The organism is Phycicoccus endophyticus (assembly GCF_011326735.1).
Taxonomy (GTDB): Bacteria; Actinomycetota; Actinomycetes; order Actinomycetales; family Dermatophilaceae; genus Phycicoccus; species Phycicoccus endophyticus.
Map to the genome: position 1 here is coordinate 138,587 of NZ_JAANCN010000007.1, position 20,751 is coordinate 159,337.

Sequence of the window (20,751 nt, forward strand, 5' to 3'; positions counted from 1 at the left end):
GCGCGCTACCGAGGGAAAGCCGGGGCGCCCTCGTTCGTGAGGTCCATGCAGGCCCGGAAGACCTCTTCCCACTGGCCGTTGGTCATGTCGTCGGCCCAGTCCGGCCACCGGTTCTCCACGGGTTCCCCGTCGAGGTTCTCCGTGTGGAGGATGCAGGCCTGGATGAGCGCGTCACCGAAGGTGTCGGAGTTGTACCCCAGCCGCACGTCGAGGGGGTCGTCCTCGCGGGGTGGGTGCTCGACGAGGAGTCGGCGGAACTCGCCCCGGGTGAGGCCCTTGATGACGATGCGCACGACCCCGGAGGCGATGGTCGCCTTGTGGGCGTCCATCTGCGCACGCACCTGCGCCAGCTCAGACTCGAGGTCCTCGGGGGGCAGGGACATGCGCCTCGGCTTGCGCGGCTCCTCGTCGTCGGTGCCCTGACGGGCGATGGCGAGGGTGAGGCGCTGCTCCTCGCGGGCGAGCCGGTCGTGCTCGGCCTGCGCCTCCGGGTAGAAGGTGTGGAAGTGGTTCAGGACTTGGGTGCGCATCGGTGCTCCTGGGGTTGGGCTGAGGGGGGCCGAGAGGTGGGCGCGCGGCTCAGCCCGGGGCCGCGCACCCACCCGTCCGGTGTCAGGCGGCGTCGGTGAGCGCGACGTCCGCCCAGAACCCGGAGCCCGAGAGCGTCGCCGCGAACTTGAGGTCCTCGTCGGCCGCCGTCGGCTGGCTCTTCGACCGGGTCTGCACCTCGCCCTTGACGAGGTCGATGACCGTGGTGGCCGTCGGCGCGGTGCCCGAGGGGTGGCCGAAGGCCTGCGCGACGTAGACCTCCGCGCCCTCGGGCAGCGCCGCGTAGGCCAGGTTCACGTCGTCGGTCATGGCCTCCTGCTGGTCGTACACGCCGGCGATCGTGACGTCGATCGTCTCGCCGGTCTTCCTGGTCTGGGCGACGATCTGGGAGATGCGCTGCCTGGTCCGGGTCTGCGGCGTCCGGGTGACCGTGGTGTCGCCGAAGTCCTGGTAGCAGTCGATCTGGACCGTCGACTCGTCGGTGAGGGCGGCCAGGGGGATCGACCAGGTGCCGTCGACCGGGTCGGTCGTGATGAGGGCGGACGGGATGATCCAGGTGGGGGTGTGGCCGCCTGCGGTCACGCCGTCGATAGTGATGCTGCTCATGAGGTCTCCTCGGAGGTCTCACCCGAGACGGTCTCGGGCTCGGGGGTGGGTGTGACCGCGACCTGTGCGCCGCGGGGCTTCTTGTCCTGCCGCCGACGGCGTCGAGCCGCGGCAAGCTCGTCGCGGGGCTTGGGCGGCAGGGGCCGGCCGGCCGCGTCGACTGCGGCCTGCTTCAGCACCCGCATCGACGAGCCGTCGCGCTCGGCCACCGCTCGCGGTGCCGTCGAGTGCCCCTTCTTGGTCGAGACGCGTACGAACAGGGCCGGGTTCTCAGCCATGGGTTATCCCTTCGTGACGGTGGTGTACTCGACGGCCATGGACACCCGGACGGGGTCGGTGTTGGGCTCCGGCGCCGGGGCCGTCGCGACCGTCTGGCGGAGAGTGCCCCCCTTGCTGGTGACCCTCATGCCGCCGATTGCCTGCTCGACCTCGTGGGCGACGTTCAGCGCGTCCAGCACCGTCGCGCCGACGCACACGATCGTGAGCGTGTCCTCCCGCCCGGAGGCAGTGCCGGCTGAGCGTGAGTACCGGTGGAACGGCGCCGCCGGGTACAGGACCGCGGCCTGCGCGACCAGGCCGTCCTCGACCGGCAGCGTGGGGCGGGGCCCGTAGTCGGCGTCGACGCCGGCCGCGAGAAGGGTGTCCTTGATGAGCTCGTGGACGGCGTCCGGGGTCACAGGTCCCTCTCGATCCCGTCACGCAGGCGCTCCACCTCGAGGACCAGGCGCGGCCCCCACTCCCGGGCGGCTGGGTCGATGAACGGGTTGGGCGCCATCTGCGACGTGCCGTACTCCTGGAACGCCGAGTAGTACTCCGACGACGTGATGACCGCCCTGTGGCCGTCACGGCGCAGACGAAGGCCGCGCCGAAGGTTCCCGGTCGCGCCGACGGGCGCGTACAGCTCGGCGTCGCGCAGCGCCCCACGGCCGACCCTGTCGACGGCCTGCTCGGCCTTCCGTTCCAGCCCGGACGCGGCCCGGCGCAGTGCCTGGGCCCAGCGGGTGATCTCGTTCACCGCGTCCTCCGGCACTGGATGAGGGTCTCGACGGGGTGGGTTGCGTCGTCGTGGGCGGCGCTGGTCACCCACATCGGGTCATGCCCGGGCACGGTCACCCGGTCGTCGGGCTGGATGTCGGTGAAGGTCCAGTCGACGGCCACGAGGGGGGTGCCGGGCGTCACGCGCTCGTCGGTGGCCAGGGACCGTGACGTTCCGGGCGAGTCCTCGACGTGGCATGGGACGTCGGTGTGGATCGGCGTCCACACCGCGGCTGTCTTCCGATTCTCGGCGTCCCATTTCGAGGACTGACGCTCGATGGTGCAGGTGTCGGTTCTGAGGGAAGCGGCTTGCTCACGCATGAGCGGCAGGGCTGCTGCGATCGCCTCCCCGATCATGGCAGTGCCACCAGCCGGTACCGGTCCAGCGCCGATGCGTACAGCGGGGACAGCGTGGTGTCGTATCGGACCTGGTGGGTGCCCTTGACGACTGACGAGACCCCGCCGCGCGCTGCATCGGAGATCAGGGCCTTGGCCACCGCGCCGAGCTCGGCCGGCCACTCGTCGTAGCCGTGGAGCATGGTGACCTCGACGCCTCGGTACTTCGTCGTCCACCCGCCGCGGATCATGCCGTCCGGGGACCACTCCGGGTCGCTGACGGGCGTCCCGTCGTTGGTGACCCGGAGGACGTCGACGACGTGCTGGGTGGGCAGGATCAGTACGCCTCGTCCAGGGCCGTCTAACGTCACGGTCTCTTCGAAGCGGGGAGCGATGTGCCACTCGCAGTAGCCGCGAATGGCCGCGACGGCGGCGTCCCACGCCTCCTGGTCGACTCCGGCCGGGGCGGGCACTTGGGGCGGGGCCATGGACCTAGCGGCCGCGGCGCTTGGGGGCCTTGGGCGCCGCGGGCTCGGGCTCGGGCTCGGCGGGCTTGGGCTCGGCGGGCCCCTCGGGGGTCTCGTCCGCGCTGTTGGCGGCCGTGTCGTCCGGCACCGGCGCGGTCCCGGCGTCGGGCACCTCCGGCTCGGGCGTGGACGTCACGGCCGGCTGGCTGCTGACGACCTTGCGGTTCTGCGCGAACCACTCGTCGGCCGGGACGCAGTCCTCGGCCTTGACGTTCTTGGGGAGCTTGTCGGCGTCGTACTGCACGCCGTTGCAGATCACGGGTCGCATGGGGTTCTCCTTGGGCTGATGGGGCGGGGGGTGGGCCGGCCCGCCGTCATGAGAGCGGCGGGCCGGCCCGTGTGGCTCAGGCGCCGGCGGTGAGGTCCGTCTTGACGAGCAGCGAGGCGTTGAAGACGTTCGCCTCGGCCTCGGTCTCACCGAGGATGGTGAGGCTGTTGCGGATGAACTGGTCGTTCACCCAGCCGGTCATGACGTTGATGCCGCCCGAGACGTAGAGCTCGATCTGCTTCAGATCGCCGGTGTAGGAGAACCCGGCCGGGATCGCGGCCGAGACGACGAGCGGGGTGCGCCACGCCGACTGGAGCTGCTTCGGCCCCTCACCGGCTGCGGTGAACGCCGCGGCCATCGCCTCGAGGTCGAGGGTCTCGGCGTCGGTCGCCGAGATGAGGGTGCCGATCGGGCCGCCGCCGAGCTGTGCCTGCGCGACCTGGGCCTTCGTGATCGCCTTCCGCATGGTGGTGCGCAGGTCGGTGTCGTAGGCCTGCACCTGCACGCCGGTGGCCGCGCTGAGGGACGCCGCGACCCGGGCCTGCATCTTGGCGCGGACGCCGTTGACGAGGTAGGTGTCGATCCGGCTGCGCAGGGTCGGGTTGTGGCCGAGCGCCTGGTTGGTGACCGGGACGTGCTGGGCGACGGTCTTGAGGGTGAAGTCGACCGGGTCCCACACCAGCGACGCCTCGGGCTTGAGCTCGCCCTCGTCGACGACGTCGGCGGCGTCGGTCCACGTGGAGGTGAACGTCTTGACCGCCTGCGGGCTGTCGTTGATGACGGTGATCGCGTCGAAGAGGTCGAAGACCGCGAGCTCGAGGGGGGAGACGCGCACGGCCGGGTTCGCCAGACCCGGGTCCGTGACGAGCGCGTTCTTGATGTCGAGGGTCGCGGCGTCCATCTGGACGCGCTGGTTGCTGGGGATCTTCCCGCCGTAGGAGGCCAGCATCCGCTGGTACTCGGGCGAGTTGACGAACTGCTCGCCGAGGGAGCCCTTCGGGCGACCCGTCTCGGGGTCGGTGCCGGCGGGCGCGTCGCCGAGGTCGTCGAGGTTGGCCAGGGCGGCACGGTCGGCCGCGGCACGCTCGTGCTGGTCCTTCAGGGTGGTGGCCTCGTTGACGAGCGCGTCGAACTGGGCGCGCTCCTCGTCGGTCAGGGGCCGGTCCTCGGACTTGGCCTTGTTGTGCAGCTCGGTCGCGGCCTGCTTCGCAGCCGTGTACCGCTCCAGGATGGTCGGCATCGTGGCCGTCCTTTCTCGGGTGGGGTTGGTGGCAGCTCAGAGGTCGAGCAGAGCCAGGGACAGCGACGGGTCGAAGCGCGCCTGCGCCTGCCCGTCCTCCGACGACTCGGCGTCGTCGGGAGTCTTCTTCGGGGTCTCGACGCGGTCCGCGAGGCCGGCGTCGACGGCCTCCTGGGCGGAGTACCAGCGGTCCTCCTGCAGCCGGTCGAGCCAGACGTCGGCGGTCTCTCCGGTCTTGGCGGCGTAGACCTCGGCGATGTCGAGGGTGAGGTTGTCGAGCAGGTCGGCCATGGCGCGCATGTCGCTCGCGTTGCCGATGCCGATGCCCCACGCGGCGTGGAGCATCATCCGGCTGGACGGCATCATCACGGTCTCGTCGGCGGAGACCGCGAGGAACGACGCCGCGGACGCGGCCAGGCCCTCGACGACGGCCACGACGCGGGCGCGGTGAGCCCGCAGGGCGTTCATCATGGTCACGGCCTCGAAGACCATGCCGCCGTAGGAGTTGATCCTCAGCTCGATCGTGTCGACGTCCTCAGGCATGGCGTCGAGCTCGTCGGTGAGCTCGGTCGCGGACAGACCCCAGGGCCCACCCCAGTCGTCGACGTCCTGGTAGATGCGCACCGTCGCCTTGGACCCGTCGACCTTCACGGGTGGTGCAGCGTTGAGGGGCTGCACGTTCCGCAGGCGGGCCTGCTGGGTGGCGAGGACCTTGTCGGCCTTGCTCATGAGTTGCCTCCGGTGTTCTGGGAGCCTGAGTCGGTCGGGGACGCCTGCCCGCCCTCGGTGACGTTCATGGGGACGATCAGCTCGTCGGTGCCCTCGATGTGAGGCAGGTTCAGGCGGCGACGGGCCTCGGCGCGGGTCATGACCGGCCCGCCGGTGGCGGTCTGGAAGATGCGCGCCTGGTCCTCGAACGCGAGCCGCAGCTTCGCCGCGACGTTGAACTCGACGAACACCTCGTCGGGGTCCGCGAGCTGGGGAACGAGGCGCATGTTGAACGCCTGGTCAAGCCGCTCGAACCAGGTGCCGAGGGTGTCGCTGTAGAGCATCTCCCGGTAGCCGGTGACGCTGTTGTAGGACGACTTCGCGTCCTGACCGACCATCTGCGGCGGGACGTGGTAGGAGTTGGAGACCTCGGCGATCGACAGCTTCCGCGACTCGAGCTGCTGCCCGTTCTCGGGCGTGATCCCCGTGGACAGCTCGTGATACTCCATGCCGTCCTCGAGCAGGGGCGTCCGCCCGGCTCGCACGCCCCCGGCGGCGTACTTCTGCCACCCGGTGTGGAACCTGTCTCGGGCTTCAGTGGTCCACTTCGGCGCCTCGGCGGGCCGGCCGATCCACCCAGGCATGCGCCCTCCGTGCTGCCACAGCTGACGGCGGTAGTCGGCGGCCATGTCGGCCTCAGCGAGAATCCCCCGCAGTGACTCGATCGGGGAGGTGTTGTCGTCGGACGGAAAGCCGTCGATCCACACCGCCCGGTCGAGAGGCACGGTGAAGCTCGACCCGTCGGAGCGGAACGCGGTGATCCACTTCGGCCGCTTCGTCGAGTCCCGCTCGAACCACCACGACGACGGGGGGAGGCGCACGAGCTGCGCCCGACCCTCGGCGTCGACGAACACCTGAGCGGCGTACCGGTCCCACAGGCACACGTCGAGCACGAGCGTGCGCATCAGGTCGTACATCGTCAGCCTCGGGGCGTCAGGGGCCCGGACCACCCGAGAGAGGGGGTGCTTCGGCTCGAGGCGGTCCCGGTCGCCGTTCGCTCGCCGCTCGAAGACGTGCAGCGGCACCTGGGCGATGTTCTCCGCGAGGAACGAGGTGACCATCCGCAGAGCCGGCTGGCGGCGCCAGAGGTCGACGACGCTCTCGGAGTCGCCGAACGTCTTGTACGCCGCGGGGTCTACCGGGGAGACCGTCTCGTCGAGGGAGTAGGTGCGGTCGCTGAGGGTGACAGGGATGCCGTCCACGTAGTAGGTGATCGAGCCCACGTCAGATCACCTGCACGAACACGACCCGCGGCCGCTCGAGGACTACCGTCCCGTCGATGCGCTGCTCACCGCCGGGCACGCGGGCCGTGACGTCGGTCATGACCAGGAGCGGGCCTCGACGCGACATCACGGCACCCTCAAACGACGTGCCGTCGTCGAGCTGCACCACGGCGCGTCGCTTCACGAGGGGCCGCCACGTCCACCACCGGAGCGCGAACGCGCCGGCGAGGATCACCGCGAGGGCAGCCGTGACGTACAGGTGCATGCCACCCTCCTCGGCTAGACGAACATCGGGTCGTGGTCCTCGTAGGCGGACCGGGTGGACGTGCGCTCGCCCTCGCCGGCGAGAGCTGCGGCAAGGGCGAAGAGCGGGGCGGTGTTGGCCGAGGACGAACGGCGCGACCACGGGGCGGTGTCACCGGCAACGCGGGCCGCGAGCCCCTCCACGGCCTTGACCATCTCGGGCTGCCCGCGGTGTCGAAACGTGCCGTCGGTGATCGCCTGCTCGATCGTCTGCTGCGCCTCAACGAACGCGGCGGCCTTGACCTCGACGACGTCGACCCCGGCGCGCTCGAAGTCGGCACGCCACGCCAGGGCCGGCGACTTCGGCGGGAAGTGCAGCGGGACGCCGTGGCCCTCCGCGAGCATCTTCCCGATCTCGACGACCTTGCCCAGGTCGGGCGTCGGCACCCAGTAGCGGATCGCGCCGTGGCGCAGCCCGTCGGGGCGGCGACCAGAGACCGAGAAGCACACCGAGCGTCGGTCCATCGGCGCATCCACGCCGAGCGTCAGCGACTCGTCCGTCGCCATCGACTCGCCGTCTGTGAGCTCCGACCAGCGCGTGGTCGAGATCGGCCCGTCGCCGCCCTTCGCCTTCGGCCAGTCGACCCACTGGTTGAGGTATCCACGCCGGAAGCCGTCGATGCCTGAGCCGAACCCGTCGTCGACCTCCCGACCTCCACGCTCGGCCTTGTCCAGCCGGGCGAGCAGGTCTGCCTTTGTGATCGTGTGGCCCAGCGCGGGAAGGTACTGCGCCCACACGTCCGGGTCACGGAAGTCGGCATCGTCCGGCACCGACCACTCGAGGTAGCAGGTCCGGGACTTCTTCTGCTTCGCGGCCTTCCTGCCGGCGGTGACCTTCCCGGCGAGGAACGTCGAGCGTGCGTTGCCAACGGTCGAGATGACGTACGTCTGCGACGACGCCCGCGTGATCGTGGCCGCATCCACAGCCTGCTCGACGAGGTCGTCGCCCTGTGAGAACGCCTCGTCGATGACCGGCATGTCGAGTACGTCGCCATGCGACGCGTCCTCGGTCGGTGGGTCGATCTGCAGATAGGACCCGGTGCCGAACGCGATGTGCTCCCCGTTGTTGTTCATGGAGAGCTTCCACTCGTTCTGCCGCTTCGGCCGAGCACGCGAGTCCTGCGGTACCTCGGCCAGCGTGCGGGCCCGGCGCAGGATCGGAGCGAACTCGCGTTCCAGCTTCCGGCGCGCCATCTTCCCCGACTGCGCAATGTACGTGCAGGTCTGCGGCCCGAACGCCTTCGCAAACAGGATGCACCGGAGCACGAACAGCACCAAGATCAGCGTCGTCTTCCCCGACTGGCGCGGGACCGTGATGATGACCTCCTTGTAGAAGAGGCCGCCGGTCTTCGGGTCGATCTCGAGCGCGACGTCAGCGGCGTGCTGCTGCCACGGCATCAGCGGCTTGCCGATCCGCCGAGCGACAGCGCCGGCGTGCCCGCCCCACGTCTCTCGCTTCGGGTTGCGCGGCGTGCCGATGCGCGGCAGGACCAGGTCAGCCGGCGCCGGGGATGACGTGGAGCCCGCCCCACCCGCCTTCGTCGTCGCCGTCTTCCGCACCGGTCGCCTCCCGCAGCTTCTCCATCGTCGTCCGCAGCGAGTTGACGTACGGCGCGATCGACGCCGTACCGGACTGAGTCACAGGCGGGTCATCCACATTCGCCGCGAGCTCGAGCGCAGCCGCCGCGAGCACCGCCGCGTACGGGTCCAGCTCGCCAAGAGACGCGATCCAGTCAGACGTCCTCTCAAGCACCGACGCCATGCGGATCACCCCCTCGAGGGCACTGCGGGGACCGTCCAGAGAGAGAACAGAAGCGGCCGGGCTCTTCTGGCTGTTGGGGGTTGGTGAAATGTGGACGCCCCTGCCTGGTTAGGGCCAGGTGTAGCCGGTGGCTCGTCGTTGGTTGCCGGTGGTTGCGCCGGCGCTGTAGTTGCAGGTGCTGGCTTCGGGGGCGAGGGGGGATGTGGGGTCGCCGTCGATGATGTGGCCGGCTGTCCAGGTGGCTGGTTTGCCGTTCTTGTGGGGTGGGTGTTCGGCGAGGGTGTGGCCGCATCGCCAGCAGGTGGTTGTGGGGTCGGCGTTGGCGGTGTCGCGGATGTGGCGTGCTCGGACGTGGAAGTTGCCGCGGTGGTGGGCGGCCTTGGGTTTGGTCACGGCGCGTGCTCGCTATCTTGCGGGGATGGGTGACGCGGGCGGCGTGAGTGGGGGCCGGGGGTTCGTGTCGTTCGCTGCGGGGGCGGGGTTGGCGGCGTGTGACCGGCTGCTGGTGTGTGAGGGGCGGGACCCGCTTGATGAGGACGCGGCTGCTGCGGCGGCTGCGGAGGTGTTGTTCTGGTGGGCTGTCGCGGATGATGCGCGTGGGCGGGCGGGTGACTCGCTGGGCCTGGCGTTGCGGTTCGCTCGGGACTGTGCGGCGCATCGCAGGGTGACCACGGTTCGGGTAGAGGGGCTGGGTTACCCATTGACCTACCCGTTGAGGTACGACCCGCGGTTGGCGTGGAGGCCGACCGGTGAGATCGCTCCGGGGGCGCGTGCACTGGAGCCGGGCAAGTCGGGTAAGCCGAAGCCACCTGACGCTGAGGGGCCGCGACAACGTGACGCGTACGACGAGACCTTGGCTGGGCGCGAGGTTCGCTCGACTGTCGTGCTGGTGCGTGAGCTCCTGGGGGAGTGGAGCCGGGACTGAGTGGTGCTACCGCTTCCTGCCGTGCTTCCAGCCGAGGCCGGCGAGGCCGGCGACGACGAGGGAGGTGCCGACTGTCGGGCCCATGCCGGTCTCTTCATCGACGAGCAAGACGGTGAATCCGGCCGCGATGACGAGGAGCCACTCGCGTGAGGTGCTCTCGTTGCGGGGACCGTAGGGCATGTCTCCACGGTGCCTGAACTGTGCGCGCTCCGCCTGGCGAACCGGGGGCGCTGCGGGCATGCAACAGGCGACCTGCCCGGGGTGGTGGGCATAGGTCGCCTGTTGACGTTCAGTGTTGCAAATGGTGCTGGCGGTGGTCAAGCAGGCGCGCGTCGGGGGCGTCCTCGCGTCGTGGTTCTGGTGGCGTACTCGATGTCGAGGAGGTCGGTCTCGGCGATGAGGGTGCGTCCGCGAGCGTCGCGGGTGGTGCGGAGGGTGAGGGGGTTGCCGTCGGCGTCGCGGAGGGTGCCGCGCTTCGCGCGGTGGATCCAGGCGCGGACGGTGGAGGGGGAGACGCCCGCGGTGTGGGCCGCCTCGTTGACGGTGAGGAGGGCACTGACACTAAGGTTCACACCTCGATGCCGTCCCAGGTGACCAGGACGTCGTACCAGGTGCCGGAGTCGACTGGGTCCGGGGTCGGGGTGATCGTGATCTCGGGTTCTGAGTTGAACGACTCAGCATCGCCTACATCCGAGGAAAGCGCTTTGGATCGCGCCTGGGAGACGAGCTGATCGCGTAAATCTGCGTTCCTGACCTGCTCGCGCGTGGTCGTCATTTTCACCTGAAACTTCACGACGCGTCGCCTCCTCGCGGACGGATCGAATCAGCGTACACGCGGGCGAGGTGGGGCAGGTGCTCCCAGTCCCACACGGCAGGGCAGTAGATGCAGCGGACGAGCTCGGAGCCGTCGCGGCGGCGCAGGCCCTTGCGCTTGCAGCGGGGGCAGGGCTCGGGGATGCGGTGGGTGAGGCGGTCCTGGCCGACGAGCCGTTCGAGCCGGCGGTGGGTGTCGAGGATGTCGCGGCCGATGCGGGCCGCGTCCGGGGTGGCGAGCAGTGCCGTGCCGTGCCGGTGGAGGTATGCGACGGCCTCGGCGAGGGTGCGGTACGGGTGCGGTGGGGCAGGGTCCTCGAGGCGGTGGCGCAGGTAGTCCTCGAGGTGCAGCGCCCACCGGATGATTTCGTCGGCGGTGTCCCACCCGGGTGACGGCGATGGGGCGTGGGCGAGGGAGCGTGCGCCGCCGTGGCTGGTGGAGCCGTGGTCGATGTCCGCGTCGCGGGGTGTGTTGAGCGCGCCGGGGGTGAGCGCGCTGGCGAGGTCGGGCAGGTCGCGCAGCTTCGTGAGGATGCTGCTGGTGCAGCCGCGGTGGGCTAGCCGGTCGAGGAGTTCGCCGCGGTCGTTGAATGCGGGGACGTCGACGCACCACACGGGCCGTCCGGGGTGGAAAGGCGTGTCGTGCTCGGTGAGGGCCCGGTCCGGTACGCAGTCCGGGGTGCAGGGTCCGTCGCCGTGAGCGGCGTGGGCGGAGTGAGCGCGGGCCGTCTCCTCGAGTGCGGCGTTCTCAGCGCGCCGGAAGGTGTGGTTGCACGGGCCCGGGCACGGCTCGTCACCGGCGGTCGCCGGAGCGACCTGGGAGACGTCGATCGGGGCGGTGGTGGCGCGTGCGGGGCGACGGCGGCTCATCGGTGCAGCTCCTGGCGGGGTCGGGGGTCGGTGAGGGCCTGCTCGAGGACCCACCGGTGGTAGGCGGCCATCGGGTCTAGGGGGACGGTGTGCGCGGCGGAGGCGGTCGCGGCCTGCGTGAGCGTGCGCTCCTTCTCCCGGGCTGCGGCTCGTGCCTCCCTGCGGCGGGCGAGGCGGGTGGCGCGCTCGGCCTCGACGCGGGCGAGCACGGCCTGTGCGGTGGCGGCCTCGACGCGGGCCTGGCGCAGCGCGGCGACCAGGTCGTCGCGGTTCATGGACCACACGGTGCGGCTCACGCGACACCTCCTGGGATGAGGCGCAGGGCCGGCCGTTCCGGCTCTGCGTGAGCGATCACGCGCTCCATGCCTGGCCAGTCGTCGGCGTTGATCCCGACGGCGGGGGGTGCCCACCCCGGGCTGTGCGCGGCGTAGAGGTCGGGCCAGTTGTTCGCCCGGATGTAGACCGGGAGCAGGCCCCCGCGGTTCGGCGTTGGCTGCGGTAGGTCGAGCGCGGCGAGGCGGCGGGACTCAGCCCATGCCGAGGCGTGTTCGCCGCGGTGGGTGCTGCACCATTGGCCGATTCGCCACGTCCCGTCGGGGTGGTTGATGCGGCCGCTGATGCTGGCGTGCCTTCCGCACCGATCGCCCTTGCGTGGGCCGGCGGCGAGGGTGTGCTCACACCCGCCGGCCCAGGAGTCCAGCGTCTCCGGCTCCCACCGTGGTGCGTCGTCGCTGTAGACGCGGCTGATCGCGATCTGGACACTGACCTTGTCCCTGGTCTGCCCGCGGCCGTACGCCCTCGCCAGGACACCGGGGGTGCACAGCCGCTCCCAGGCCTCGTCGTGGCTGTCCGAGTGCCAGCGGCACCACCAGTAGGTCTCGATGAAGTTGCGGACGGCGAGGGTGCTGTGCCCGTTGGTGAAGCGCTCGTCACTGCGGAGCGCGTCGAGGCGGTCGAAGAAGTCGAGACGACTCTTGACGGTGCGGCTCACGATGCCTCCTGGGCTTGGGCCCGGCGCTGGGCCGGGGTCGGTTCGGCAGCGGCTTCGGCGAGGGCCTGACGCACGAGCTCGGCGCCCGCGAGGTGCACCTGGTCGGCAACGGCCTGCTGGCGGGCGGCCCGGCATGCGGGGCACCCGGCGAGGTCGTGCTCGGGGTGGTCCGGGCAGGGTGTGGCGGCCGTGTAGCGCGCCTCGCTGGCGGCGTTCTTGGGCCAGTGGCGCAGCAGCGCCTTCTCGGTGGGGGTTCGCAGGGACGGGTCCTCCGCGGCCAGGGCGGCGGCCGCCAGGACCGACCCGGGGGAGCCCTGGGTGGCGCGCAGCGCCGCGGCCACGCCGGGGGCGTCCCACTCGTGGCAGCCGGTGTGGCGTGCGGTCTCGGTGCGGATACCGGCGATGAGACGGGCGGCGAGCCCGAGGTCGAGGGTGCTCATCGGTGGCCTCCCGTCAGGGTGCACACGGCGGCCGACCGCTCGGCTGGGTGGGGCCGGCCGCCGCGGCGTCCTGGGGTGTGTGGGGGGAGGTCAGTCACCATCCATCCGTCGCGCGAGCTGCGCTCGGCGGTAGCCGCCGCTGCGCGCGCACGCGCGTCACCTAGGTGAGGATGGATGGGAGGTGACCACAGCGTGACCCTCCCTTCCCTTTCCCTTCCTCTTCCCTTCCCTTCCTGTCGGGAGTTACCGCCCGGTAACTCACTGAGGAATGCGTGAGCATGACGTGCCTGGCGCGTGAGTGTGGTCATAGCAGTGTCTCCGGGGGAGGCTCTGGCAGAACAGATTTCGTCTTTCGGTTGATGACCTGGTGGGTCGTGAACTTCGGCAGCACCCCGTAACGGACTGAGCCCACGTCGTAGACGCGAATCAGCCCGACCGCGTCTAGGTGCTTCATCCATCGCCCGATTCGGGCAGGAGACAGCTCGTCGTTGGGGAAAACGAAGCCCGCAACGGCCGCGTTCGATGCGAGAAACCGGCCCTCGTCGTCGGCCATCGAGACCAGTCCAAGGAACAGCAGACGCTCGTCGCGAGTCAGCTTCGCCACCTTGTCGTCACCCCAAAAGGTCGGCTTGATCGTGCGGATACGGGCCATCAGCGGCACCCCCTCGTGGCCGGTCGAGGTGCGCCCGGGGTGGGCTGGCGGTACGGCATGGTGCGGTCCTCAGAGGTTGTCGATCCAGGTGGGCTCGTCGCGCTGGTCCCATGCGGACGGGGGGTGCTTGTCTCGGTAGGACGTCAGGTGGATCACGTTGTCGGGCAGGGGCTCCGGTGGGCGTCGCGGGATGTACGACTCGAAGGCTGGGCAGGACTGGTGCCCACACAGACACGCGAACCGCGGGCAGTAGCGGCCGCGTGCGGCCTTCGGGTCGGTGGCGCACTCGGGGCATAGCTGCTTCCGCTGGGCTGGGGTGAGGGTCACAGCAGCACCCCCTGGGCCGCCGCGAGGGCGACCGCACCGGATCCCGGGAACAGGTCGTCGAGGGTGTCGGCCTCCGGGTCGTAGCCCAGGGCGTCGAGGACCCAGCGGGTCCAGGCGACCGGCTTGGCCCCGGCAAAGCGCGCGTTCGGGGGTGCGGCGACGAGGAGGTCGGGCATCTGATGACCGGCGGATCGGACGCGGCGGCCGTGGGGGATGTAGACGAGGACGAGCTCGCAGGAGGAGGCGAGACGGGAGCCATTGGGCATGCTGTTCGGCTTGTGCCAGATCATGTGGCGGGTGCCGGCCGGGAGCGGGTGGTACCACTCGGCGCCGTCCAGGGATGTGGCGAGGGCCCACCCATCGAAGTCGGCGTGCAGGCGCTCGATGAGCGCACGGTGCGCCTCGGGGGTGTCCCACGCGGCGGCGTCCGGGTGGAAGTCGGCGACGTTGCCGCTCGAGCGGTCTGTGGGGCCCTGGTCTCCGTACCAGCGCCGTGCCCGGGAGCGGATGACGCGCCGGCGCGCTCCGCCGGCGAGGTCGGGTCTGTCATAGACACGGGGTGGGTAGGGCGGGTCTGCGATGGCGAGCCTCACGTCCCGATCACCTCGAGGAGGTCGCCCTGCCCCGCGCACTCGGTGCGCTCGCGGGCCGGCAGGTGCATCTTCTGCTCGGGCAGGGGATGGCCGGTGCGGGCGTAGATGATGACGCGGCGGCCCTTCCCGGCGGGGTGCGTGGTCGGAATCGTCAGCGTGTGGAACCGGCCGTCGAGCCTGGTGCCGAGGGGCACGAGGTAGCCGTCGCAGACCGCGTGCTCATGCGCCGCGCCTCGCTCGGCCGACGTCAGCTGTGCCGCGTCGGCCTCGGTCCGCCAGGAGTCGACGGTCCAGGTCTCGCCGGCGTCGGCCTTGCGGAGGGCGTCGATCAGGACGCGGTACTCGCGGGTCATCGCAGGGCCTCTCTCGCGGCTTCGGTCGTCCAGGCGGCGAGCACCTCGGAGCGGCCCCCGTCGTCGGTCAGGTAGATGGCGTGCCCGTCGAGGGTGATGAGGGGCTTGTCGAGCTGGTCGTAGGAGCGCAGGAGCCACCCGGTGGCGTACGCGGCGGCACGGTGGGACTCGATCCAGCCGTGACAGCCGGTCGTGCCGGTGCCGCACACGAGGACCCCATTGCGAGGGTCGATCGAGCGGTGGTCCCGGGTGCCGCCGGCGCCGCGGGGCTTGCGGTGGTGGATGCTGTGGGGCGCGGACAGCAGCAGGGCCGAGCAGCGCGCGCAGCGGTGCGCATCCCGCTGGATGATGAGCTCCCGGACTGAGGCGGGGAACTTCACTGCTCGATCTCCGGTACGGCGAGGGCGTCGAGCACGCCGACGAAGTCCAGACCGGTCGAGGAGAGCTCCTGGCGGATCGCGGCCTCGGCGTCTGGCGTGGGCTTCACCTGCAGCACGGGGGCGGCCTTCACGAGCGCGGTGCCAGGGATAGCCTCCCCGCTGTCGTCGCATCCCCGCTCGAGCATCGCCTTCTCGAACGAGGCACGCACCGACGGCTGGTAGACGATCTCGTCGGGGTGGTTCTCGGCGACCCACGCCTGGAATGCCTCGCGGTCGGCCACGCGCACGGCATCGGCCGGGTCGGTCATGGTGACGTAGCCGATGCGGCGCCCGGCAGCCTGGGCGGCCTTCCGGTCGCCGCGGTCCATCGCCACCGAGGCGCGCACCTCGGAGTCGAGCCGGGTGACGATCTTCTTGAGGACCGCGAGGGTGACGAGCTTGTTCGCGGTGGTCTGGTCCATGGTCATGCTGGGGTCTCCTTCGCGGCGAGGTCGTCCCGGAGCAGCTCGAGCGCTCCGACGTCGGTGGCGTCCTTGATGTGCTGTCCGTTGTGGCTGTCCATCCAGTCGCGGACGATCACGTTGGGGTCGATGCCCTTGGCCTGCGTGAGGTCGGCGATCTGCGCGATCAGGGTCTGCGCGGTGTGGGCTGCCCGGTCGTCCGCCGTGACCGAGGCGGCAGCGTCGGATGTGGTGTGTCGGCGTGGGCCGCTGGTCTCGGCCAGCCCCATCTCGGTCCACAGCTTCTCGACGGTGAACTGGGGGAAGGGGCGTCGAGCGACCTGTGCGTTCTTCACGCGCAGCGAGCGGACGCCGGTGAGTACCGCCTCGCCGGGCGCTGGGAGCTCGACGATCGCGCCGACGTCGTAGGGGAGGGACTTGTGCGCCTGGACCTTCCACACGCGATCGGGCGTCGGGTCGCCGCGGTCGTTGACCACGGACGTCAGGTCGAGCCGGGCGGTGACGATCGAGGGTCCCTGGTGCTCGCGCAGGCAGTCCATGACGTGGTCCCACCGCTGCTTCGCGAGGTTCCACAGGTCCATCGAGATCGTCGCGTCACCCTCCGGCTCGGGCTTCCGGTTCTGCTGGGCCTTCTTGCGCGCCCGACGGTTGGCCGCCTCCTGTGCTTCGTCGGACAGCAGGTTCCACAGGCGGGTGGCGGAGTCCAGGACGATGAGGCCGGGACGGTCGCCCTTCGTGGTCTTGGCCAGCTCTGTGACGCACTCGTCGAGGACGCCGAGGATGCCGCGGTAGGTGCCGTCGTGCTCGACGATCTCGAAGCGCGCGCCCGGGATGGCGCCGTACTCGTCGGGGTCGTCCTCACCTACGCCGACCCACAGGGTGCGGCCGACGAGCGCAGAGGCCGAGGCGGCGGCCGCGGCGTAGGTCTTGCCGGACTTCTCGACTCCGGCGATGAGCAGGATGGGCCAGGCGGGGAGGCCAGTCGGGCGGCGGGTGGTGAGGGTCAACGCTTGGCCTCCGTGGGGGTCTCGACTCCGGCCGCGGCGAGGTAGGAGCGGACGAGCCTGGCGGGTGGGATACCGACGAGTGGGCAGTCGAGGCCGGCGCCAAGGGCGTAGGCGCGGACCTCGGCGGCGGTGACGTGGTGCTCGGCCATCAGGTCCTTGAGGCCGCGGGCACCGTCCCGGCCGGGACGGCCGGAAGGGATGTGCGCGCCCGGGCGTGGCTGGATGTGGGCGAGCCTGATGCCCTTGTCGACGGCCTTGACGCCGATCCCGAGCCGAGCGGCGACCTCGGAGCGGGTCAGCCCGGTGGCGTAGAGCCGGCCGGCCTCACGCAGGAGCTCCTCGGGGTGGCCGTTGCGGCCGCCGGAGTGGGTGGCGCGGGCGTCGGTGCGCTGGACGCCGGCGCGGTCGAGGTTCTCGCGGACGGCCTTGGGGCTGGCGCCGACGCGGCGGGCGATCTCGGGTGGCGAGAGGTGCTCGACGGTGTAGAGCCGCACGATCTCGTCGACGGGGGTGGTGGCGCGGGGCCCCCGCGGCTTGTAGGGGCGGGGCCCGGGTGGGCGTGTCTGGTGTCCGGCGGCGTGCAGAGCGTTGAGGACGGATCGGACGGTGACGCCGTGGCGCTGCCCGACCTGGCTGGCGGTCTCGCCCGCCAGGTACTCCCGGACGGCAGCCTGGTGGTCGAAGCGCCGAGGCCTGGGCTTCGGGGTCCGCGCCGGCCTCGGCGCGGACTTGGGGGTGGGCTTCGGCGCGGGCTTCGGTGTCGCCGTCCGTGGCCTGCTCGCCGTGCGCCGCGGGGTGGCCTTCTTGTGCCGCTCCACCGTGCGCGTCTTTCGAGCCGGTGTTGCGCGGCCTGTCGAGTAGCCGGCCTTGGCGAGCTGCGCGGGCGTGAATTCCGGGCGCTGCTGGCCGGCGAAGGGGGACGTGGCGAGCGGGTCCCGGCGGCCGCGCTCGAGCATGTGCGTGCCACCGCGAGGCTCGCGAGGCAGCGGGACACCCCGCGTCTCGGGTACGGCGTTGCCGCTGATGCCTTCGGCGCGCATCAGGACACCGCCCGGATCTCTCGGTGGATCCGCACGGGCCAGTCCTCCGGCCGCCACACGGCCGCGTTCGCGCCGGCAAGGACGAGGGTGGAAAGCCACTCGTCCTGCGCCCGACTGAGGCGGCCCGTGGCGGTCTTGAGCTCCCGGTAGAGGACTCCCCGGCGGCCCGCGATGACGAGGTCCGGGGACCCCGGGTTCGACCGGCGGCTGTCGTGGGTGTGGTACGTGAGGCAGCGCAAGGTCTGGGCCATGGCGGTGACCGCGTCCTGGAACTCTGCTTCGTCTGCGAACGGATCGGGGCGGGTGGTGTGGGTCACGGCGCGGACCTCCTGCGGTTGATGAGGGTGATGCCGGCGGCGATGGCCAGTAGCGCGCCGGCGCCGAGCCACGCGACGTGCGAGGGCCCGGTCTGCGCGAGCTCGCCGGCGCGGCAGTCGTGGCGGGGTGGGATGAGTCGGCCGGTGTGGCCCACCGCGTCGGCGTCCTCGGCGGTGCCGTCGGGGCGCAGGGTCAGGAGCCCGTCCGCGGTGATCCAGGCGGCAGCGTCCCTGGGGTACCTGTCGGTCTGGCGCCAGCGGCACACGTCGCCGCCCCCGGCGAGCGTTTGCGGGAACCAGGTGGGGTAGGGCGCCGTGCGGGGATCGACGCCGGGCGGGAGCGCCCAGGTGACCGTGACGCGCTGGTGCGTCTGCCACAGCGACCACGCTGCGGGTGCTGACACCACGAGCGTGAGGAGCGCAAGAGCTAGGGTCGCGGCGATCCGGCGCGCAGCGCACATCAGTAGTGCCCTTCGCGGTCGAGCAGCCCGTCGCGCTGAGCGGGCTCCGACGGGGCGTTCGACGTGAGGCTCGCGAGCACGGCCACCGTCGACCCGAGCAGGCCGAGCACGATGAATGCGCCCGTGGGGTGGGTGAGGCCGAAGGCAGCGAGGAGTCCGGCCAGAACCGCCAGACTGAACACGGCCGCGAGAACCACGCCGACGCAGACGACGGCGATACCGCGACGAGTCAGGCTCATCGCGGGCCCCCGATCCACAGGCTGGGCCTCGGCTCTGCGCCGGCCCGGCCGGTGCCCGCGCTGTAGGCCGCTTGCAGGTGTTCCTCGCGGCCCTCCCAGGCGGTCTGCGCGGCGTCAGCGCATGCGGGGGAGCAGTAGGTGTCGGTGCTGTAGAGATCGCAGCCGGGGCCTTCGCATGGGGTGAGGCTCCGGCCGAGCCCGAGAAGGGGTTCGAAGTCCACCGCGGCGGCGATCATGCCGGCGACGAGACCCGAGTCACGTCCGACCTCGAGGCAGGTGCGCCAGTACGCGAGCATGACGAATTCAGTGGCGGCGACTTCGCGGGCGCGTTCGGGGGTGACGGTGGTGGGCATGGCTCACGCCTCCTTCGTGCAGGTGTGACAGCGCGGCGGGACGCTGCCGGGGATGGAGGGCTGCTCGCACATGGCGGGCCCGTAGATGGCGGTGCATGGCGGGTAGCCGTGGTCGTGCAGCCATGCCGTGACAGAGCCCGGCGCGACCTCGGAGCCGGCCCAGGCCGACACGCGCTCTGCGATCTCTTCCGGGCTGCAGCCGCCCTCGTGGAGCGTGGTCACGATGGCGTCGTCGACGTCGGCCAGGACGAGTACGTCATCGAGCGAGGCCGTCATGCCGACACCTGCTCGGCGAGGGCGTCACGCACGTCGCGCTCGTGCGGTGCTCGGCTGGCGCGGCTCCTGAGGATCTCGAGGAGGACCTCGGCGTGCGTGCGCGTGAGGATGACGGCGTCATCGCTCAGCGCGAGAGTCCGGCTGTTCTTGCTGCCCATCTGGGATACTCCTTGGTGAGTGGGTGGCCCTCGCGTGGACTTGGCGGTTCGGCGGGGGCCGCTTGCTGTGCTGGGCTGTGGCCCGGCCGGGGTGGGGGCCGCAGGGGAGGGGGGCCCGCGTCACCCCGGCCGGGGGTCATGCGTCCGGGAGCCCGTCGATCCACTCCCGGAAGTCCTGCTCGCGGATGACGTAGGACCCCTTCGGACCGCGCTTCGCCTTTAGCGGGGGTGGGAACGAGTCCGGGTCCGTCGCGCGGACGGCGCGGCGGATGGTGTCGACGCTCCACGGGGTCTGTGCCGCGACGTCCTGCAGCGACATGACCGCCTTGGTCGCGGTGCTCACGCCGGCTCCCGACGAGCTGCCGTGAGCTCCTCGCAGCGTCGTGCGAGGTCTGACGTGGTGGTTCCGAGGGCTGCGCCGATGGCCGCGATCTCGGCGAAGGTGAAGTCGCCCAGGCGAAGTCGGCGCTTGAGTGTCGACCGGGCGATTCCCGACTCGTCGGCTAGAGCACGCTCGGAGAGCCCGGCGGCTTCCATGGCATCGCCGATCACGGTGGCGATCCCTGGGGCTGTGTGGTCCATATGAACCACGATAGGTCCGTATGGACCACATGGCAAGGCGACGTCGCGGTGGGGCGTCAACGACGTTCGCGGTGCACGCGCGCCTGTATGGGCCTAAAGTGGTCCATTGTGACCGAAAAGCAGACGCGGTTGGAGACCCTCACGGCCGAGGAAGTGTTGGCCGAGGCAGCCCGTAAGGGGCTGCGGCACAACGCGATACAGTCGGATTCCGGCGTCCTCGCACGAGCCTGGGGCCACTACTTCGTGCAGCGCGACCGGGCGATCCCGTTCGGGGCTCTCTTGGCGGTGTGCGAGGCCATGGGTGTGTCGGCGTCGGACATCATCCAGCGGGCCGAGGCCCGCTTGTCGGCTGATCCGGGCCTGCCACGGGACGCCTACCGGTTGGCCGCGTCGAGGGCGCCCAGGGAGCGTCCCTTCACCAGCCAGGAGTGACTTGTCGGGGCCGGCACCTACGGTCCGAAGCCATGGAGACGCCTCACCCGTGGCGCCGGCTACGAAGGATGACCGGCACGTACCTGCACTGGCGAAGTGACCTCCCTCCCTACCTCTTAGGTGCCACCGACGGCGAGCGCATCTGGATGCGATCCGACCTCTCACAGGTCGAGCGCAGATGCGTCCTGGCCCACGAGCTCGCTCACCTCGAGCACGGACACTCAACGTGTCAGCCGGGTCCGGTCGAGGACGCTGTCGACAGGTACGCCGCGCGCTACCTCCTGCCCGACCCGCGAGTCATCGCCGACGCACTCGTGTGGGCTGGGATGCGATTCGACGAGGCGGCTGACGTGCTGTGGGTGACGGAGCGACTACTCCGGGTCAGGCTCGACCCCTCCCACCTGCACCCGGCCGAGCTCGCAATCATCCGAGAGCGCGTGGCGGCTGCGGACTTCACCGCGTGA

The 20,751-nt window shown here is 71.0% G+C and carries 40 protein-coding genes; 3 read left to right on the forward strand and 37 right to left on the reverse strand.

Translation table 11 applies throughout. The annotated features are described in order from the left end of the window. Positions 1 to 5: 5 nt before the first annotated feature. From G8D98_RS09725 to G8D98_RS09795, 15 genes are all read right to left on the reverse strand, one after another. Complete coding sequence (locus G8D98_RS09725; RefSeq protein ID WP_166102312.1) at positions 6 to 530, reverse strand: hypothetical protein; 525 nt, start codon at positions 528 to 530, stop codon at positions 6 to 8. Between the two features lie 82 nt (positions 531 to 612). Then, a complete protein-coding gene (locus G8D98_RS09730; protein ID WP_166102315.1) occupies positions 613 to 1,155 on the reverse strand; it encodes a phage tail tube protein in 543 nt (180 codons plus the stop codon). Continuing rightward, positions 1,152 to 1,433 (reverse strand): hypothetical protein, encoded by a 282-nt coding sequence (locus tag G8D98_RS09735; protein ID WP_166102317.1) that lies wholly within the window; start codon positions 1,431 to 1,433, stop codon positions 1,152 to 1,154. Before G8D98_RS09735 ends, G8D98_RS09730 begins: the two co-directional genes overlap by 4 nt. A gap of 3 nt (positions 1,434 to 1,436) precedes the next feature. Beyond that, the gene (locus G8D98_RS09740) at positions 1,437 to 1,832 is read right to left on the reverse strand and encodes a hypothetical protein (RefSeq protein WP_166102320.1); all 396 of its coding nucleotides are present in this window, start codon (positions 1,830 to 1,832) and stop codon (positions 1,437 to 1,439) included. Beyond that, the gene (locus G8D98_RS09745; protein WP_166102324.1) at positions 1,829 to 2,170 is read right to left on the reverse strand and encodes an HK97 gp10 family phage protein; all 342 of its coding nucleotides are present in this window, start codon (positions 2,168 to 2,170) and stop codon (positions 1,829 to 1,831) included. The genes G8D98_RS09740 and G8D98_RS09745 overlap by 4 nt, the downstream gene beginning before the upstream one ends. After that, positions 2,167 to 2,547 (reverse strand): DUF6093 family protein, encoded by a 381-nt coding sequence (locus G8D98_RS09750; protein ID WP_166102327.1) that lies wholly within the window; start codon positions 2,545 to 2,547, stop codon positions 2,167 to 2,169. The genes G8D98_RS09745 and G8D98_RS09750 overlap by 4 nt, the downstream gene beginning before the upstream one ends. Continuing rightward, positions 2,544 to 3,014: a hypothetical protein gene (locus G8D98_RS09755; RefSeq protein WP_166102329.1), complete on the reverse strand. Its 471-nt coding sequence runs from the start codon at positions 3,012 to 3,014 to the stop codon at positions 2,544 to 2,546. Before G8D98_RS09755 ends, G8D98_RS09750 begins: the two co-directional genes overlap by 4 nt. A gap of 4 nt (positions 3,015 to 3,018) precedes the next feature. Next, entirely contained in the window at positions 3,019 to 3,321 is a 303-nt protein-coding gene (locus G8D98_RS09760) for a hypothetical protein (RefSeq protein ID WP_166102331.1), read from the reverse strand. Positions 3,322 to 3,397: 76 nt separating this feature from the next. Further along, positions 3,398 to 4,561 carry a hypothetical protein gene (locus tag G8D98_RS09765; protein WP_166102334.1) on the reverse strand — a complete coding sequence of 388 codons (1,164 nt, stop codon included), beginning with the start codon at positions 4,559 to 4,561 and terminating at the stop codon, positions 3,398 to 3,400. 36 nt (positions 4,562 to 4,597) lie between these two features. Beyond that, a complete protein-coding gene (locus G8D98_RS09770; protein WP_166102336.1) occupies positions 4,598 to 5,290 on the reverse strand; it encodes a head maturation protease, ClpP-related in 693 nt (230 codons plus the stop codon). Continuing rightward, positions 5,287 to 6,552: a phage portal protein gene (locus tag G8D98_RS09775; RefSeq protein ID WP_166102339.1), complete on the reverse strand. Its 1,266-nt coding sequence runs from the start codon at positions 6,550 to 6,552 to the stop codon at positions 5,287 to 5,289. Before G8D98_RS09775 ends, G8D98_RS09770 begins: the two co-directional genes overlap by 4 nt. 1 nt (position 6,553) lies before the next feature. Beyond that, positions 6,554 to 6,817: a hypothetical protein gene (locus tag G8D98_RS09780; protein ID WP_166102342.1), complete on the reverse strand. Its 264-nt coding sequence runs from the start codon at positions 6,815 to 6,817 to the stop codon at positions 6,554 to 6,556. A 14-nt stretch (positions 6,818 to 6,831) separates the two neighbouring features. Beyond that, positions 6,832 to 8,415 carry a terminase large subunit domain-containing protein gene (locus G8D98_RS09785; RefSeq protein WP_166102345.1) on the reverse strand — a complete coding sequence of 528 codons (1,584 nt, stop codon included), beginning with the start codon at positions 8,413 to 8,415 and terminating at the stop codon, positions 6,832 to 6,834. Beyond that, positions 8,351 to 8,626, reverse strand: coding sequence for a hypothetical protein (locus G8D98_RS09790; RefSeq protein ID WP_166102348.1), 276 nt, complete (start codon positions 8,624 to 8,626; stop codon positions 8,351 to 8,353). Before G8D98_RS09790 ends, G8D98_RS09785 begins: the two co-directional genes overlap by 65 nt. Positions 8,627 to 8,725: 99 nt before the next feature. Beyond that, positions 8,726 to 9,010: a hypothetical protein gene (locus G8D98_RS09795; RefSeq protein WP_166102351.1), complete on the reverse strand. Its 285-nt coding sequence runs from the start codon at positions 9,008 to 9,010 to the stop codon at positions 8,726 to 8,728. Positions 9,011 to 9,035: 25 nt separating this feature from the next. On the opposite strand from G8D98_RS09795, the gene G8D98_RS09800 reads away from it, so the two are divergent. After that, positions 9,036 to 9,542 (forward strand): hypothetical protein, encoded by a 507-nt coding sequence (locus G8D98_RS09800; RefSeq protein WP_166102353.1) that lies wholly within the window; start codon positions 9,036 to 9,038, stop codon positions 9,540 to 9,542. 6 nt (positions 9,543 to 9,548) lie between these two features. Here the strand turns inward: G8D98_RS09800 and G8D98_RS09805 are convergent, their stop codons facing one another. The 22 genes from G8D98_RS09805 to G8D98_RS09910 all read right to left on the reverse strand — a co-directional run bounded on the left by G8D98_RS09805 (position 9,549) and on the right by G8D98_RS09910 (position 19,855). Continuing rightward, positions 9,549 to 9,722, reverse strand: a complete 174-nt coding sequence (locus tag G8D98_RS09805) for a hypothetical protein (protein WP_166102356.1) — start codon at positions 9,720 to 9,722, stop codon at positions 9,549 to 9,551. Between the two features lie 137 nt (positions 9,723 to 9,859). Continuing rightward, positions 9,860 to 10,114 (reverse strand): helix-turn-helix domain-containing protein, encoded by a 255-nt coding sequence (locus tag G8D98_RS09810; RefSeq protein WP_166102359.1) that lies wholly within the window; start codon positions 10,112 to 10,114, stop codon positions 9,860 to 9,862. Continuing rightward, complete coding sequence (locus G8D98_RS09815) at positions 10,111 to 10,335, reverse strand: hypothetical protein (RefSeq protein WP_166102361.1); 225 nt, start codon at positions 10,333 to 10,335, stop codon at positions 10,111 to 10,113. Before G8D98_RS09815 ends, G8D98_RS09810 begins: the two co-directional genes overlap by 4 nt. After that, positions 10,332 to 11,225, reverse strand: coding sequence for a hypothetical protein (locus G8D98_RS09820; RefSeq protein ID WP_166102364.1), 894 nt, complete (start codon positions 11,223 to 11,225; stop codon positions 10,332 to 10,334). The genes G8D98_RS09815 and G8D98_RS09820 overlap by 4 nt, the downstream gene beginning before the upstream one ends. Continuing rightward, positions 11,222 to 11,521, reverse strand: coding sequence for a hypothetical protein (locus tag G8D98_RS09825; protein ID WP_166102367.1), 300 nt, complete (start codon positions 11,519 to 11,521; stop codon positions 11,222 to 11,224). The genes G8D98_RS09820 and G8D98_RS09825 overlap by 4 nt, the downstream gene beginning before the upstream one ends. Next, on the reverse strand, positions 11,518 to 12,216 hold the full coding sequence (locus tag G8D98_RS09830; protein WP_166102370.1) for a hypothetical protein: 699 nt from the start codon (positions 12,214 to 12,216) through the stop codon (positions 11,518 to 11,520). The genes G8D98_RS09825 and G8D98_RS09830 overlap by 4 nt, the downstream gene beginning before the upstream one ends. Then, a complete protein-coding gene (locus tag G8D98_RS09835; protein WP_166102373.1) occupies positions 12,213 to 12,656 on the reverse strand; it encodes a hypothetical protein in 444 nt (147 codons plus the stop codon). The genes G8D98_RS09830 and G8D98_RS09835 overlap by 4 nt, the downstream gene beginning before the upstream one ends. 304 nt (positions 12,657 to 12,960) lie before the next feature. After that, positions 12,961 to 13,317, reverse strand: coding sequence for a hypothetical protein (locus G8D98_RS09840; protein ID WP_166102375.1), 357 nt, complete (start codon positions 13,315 to 13,317; stop codon positions 12,961 to 12,963). Positions 13,318 to 13,631: 314 nt separating this feature from the next. Next, positions 13,632 to 14,228, reverse strand: coding sequence for a hypothetical protein (locus tag G8D98_RS09845; RefSeq protein ID WP_166102377.1), 597 nt, complete (start codon positions 14,226 to 14,228; stop codon positions 13,632 to 13,634). Further along, positions 14,225 to 14,581: a hypothetical protein gene (locus tag G8D98_RS09850; RefSeq protein ID WP_166102380.1), complete on the reverse strand. Its 357-nt coding sequence runs from the start codon at positions 14,579 to 14,581 to the stop codon at positions 14,225 to 14,227. Before G8D98_RS09850 ends, G8D98_RS09845 begins: the two co-directional genes overlap by 4 nt. Next, positions 14,578 to 14,961 (reverse strand): HNH endonuclease, encoded by a 384-nt coding sequence (locus G8D98_RS09855; RefSeq protein ID WP_166102383.1) that lies wholly within the window; start codon positions 14,959 to 14,961, stop codon positions 14,578 to 14,580. Before G8D98_RS09855 ends, G8D98_RS09850 begins: the two co-directional genes overlap by 4 nt. Next, positions 14,958 to 15,428 carry a hypothetical protein gene (locus G8D98_RS09860; protein WP_166102385.1) on the reverse strand — a complete coding sequence of 157 codons (471 nt, stop codon included), beginning with the start codon at positions 15,426 to 15,428 and terminating at the stop codon, positions 14,958 to 14,960. The genes G8D98_RS09855 and G8D98_RS09860 overlap by 4 nt, the downstream gene beginning before the upstream one ends. Beyond that, positions 15,425 to 16,429, reverse strand: a complete 1,005-nt coding sequence (locus G8D98_RS09865; protein WP_166102387.1) for a hypothetical protein — start codon at positions 16,427 to 16,429, stop codon at positions 15,425 to 15,427. Before G8D98_RS09865 ends, G8D98_RS09860 begins: the two co-directional genes overlap by 4 nt. Beyond that, complete coding sequence (locus tag G8D98_RS09870) at positions 16,426 to 17,469, reverse strand: hypothetical protein (RefSeq protein ID WP_166102389.1); 1,044 nt, start codon at positions 17,467 to 17,469, stop codon at positions 16,426 to 16,428. Before G8D98_RS09870 ends, G8D98_RS09865 begins: the two co-directional genes overlap by 4 nt. After that, positions 17,469 to 17,786: a VRR-NUC domain-containing protein gene (locus G8D98_RS09875; RefSeq protein WP_229661748.1), complete on the reverse strand. Its 318-nt coding sequence runs from the start codon at positions 17,784 to 17,786 to the stop codon at positions 17,469 to 17,471. Before G8D98_RS09875 ends, G8D98_RS09870 begins: the two co-directional genes overlap by 1 nt. Beyond that, entirely contained in the window at positions 17,783 to 18,190 is a 408-nt protein-coding gene (locus G8D98_RS09880) for an LPXTG cell wall anchor domain-containing protein (protein WP_166102392.1), read from the reverse strand. The genes G8D98_RS09875 and G8D98_RS09880 overlap by 4 nt, the downstream gene beginning before the upstream one ends. A gap of 56 nt (positions 18,191 to 18,246) precedes the next feature. Continuing rightward, complete coding sequence (locus tag G8D98_RS09885; RefSeq protein WP_166102394.1) at positions 18,247 to 18,486, reverse strand: hypothetical protein; 240 nt, start codon at positions 18,484 to 18,486, stop codon at positions 18,247 to 18,249. Continuing rightward, positions 18,483 to 18,839, reverse strand: coding sequence for a hypothetical protein (locus G8D98_RS09890; protein ID WP_166102395.1), 357 nt, complete (start codon positions 18,837 to 18,839; stop codon positions 18,483 to 18,485). The genes G8D98_RS09885 and G8D98_RS09890 overlap by 4 nt, the downstream gene beginning before the upstream one ends. Before the next feature lie 3 nt (positions 18,840 to 18,842). Next, positions 18,843 to 19,115 (reverse strand): hypothetical protein, encoded by a 273-nt coding sequence (locus tag G8D98_RS09895; RefSeq protein WP_166102397.1) that lies wholly within the window; start codon positions 19,113 to 19,115, stop codon positions 18,843 to 18,845. Then, positions 19,112 to 19,273: a hypothetical protein gene (locus G8D98_RS09900; protein ID WP_166102400.1), complete on the reverse strand. Its 162-nt coding sequence runs from the start codon at positions 19,271 to 19,273 to the stop codon at positions 19,112 to 19,114. The genes G8D98_RS09895 and G8D98_RS09900 overlap by 4 nt, the downstream gene beginning before the upstream one ends. Positions 19,274 to 19,409: 136 nt before the next feature. Beyond that, positions 19,410 to 19,616 carry a helix-turn-helix transcriptional regulator gene (locus tag G8D98_RS09905; protein WP_166102401.1) on the reverse strand — a complete coding sequence of 69 codons (207 nt, stop codon included), beginning with the start codon at positions 19,614 to 19,616 and terminating at the stop codon, positions 19,410 to 19,412. Then, the gene (locus tag G8D98_RS09910; RefSeq protein WP_166102402.1) at positions 19,613 to 19,855 is read right to left on the reverse strand and encodes a helix-turn-helix domain-containing protein; all 243 of its coding nucleotides are present in this window, start codon (positions 19,853 to 19,855) and stop codon (positions 19,613 to 19,615) included. The genes G8D98_RS09905 and G8D98_RS09910 overlap by 4 nt, the downstream gene beginning before the upstream one ends. Before the next feature lie 108 nt (positions 19,856 to 19,963). On the opposite strand from G8D98_RS09910, the gene G8D98_RS09915 reads away from it, so the two are divergent. Then, positions 19,964 to 20,287, forward strand: coding sequence for a hypothetical protein (locus tag G8D98_RS09915; RefSeq protein ID WP_166102403.1), 324 nt, complete (start codon positions 19,964 to 19,966; stop codon positions 20,285 to 20,287). A gap of 68 nt (positions 20,288 to 20,355) precedes the next feature. Continuing rightward, positions 20,356 to 20,751, forward strand: coding sequence for an ImmA/IrrE family metallo-endopeptidase (locus G8D98_RS09920; protein ID WP_166102404.1), 396 nt, complete (start codon positions 20,356 to 20,358; stop codon positions 20,749 to 20,751).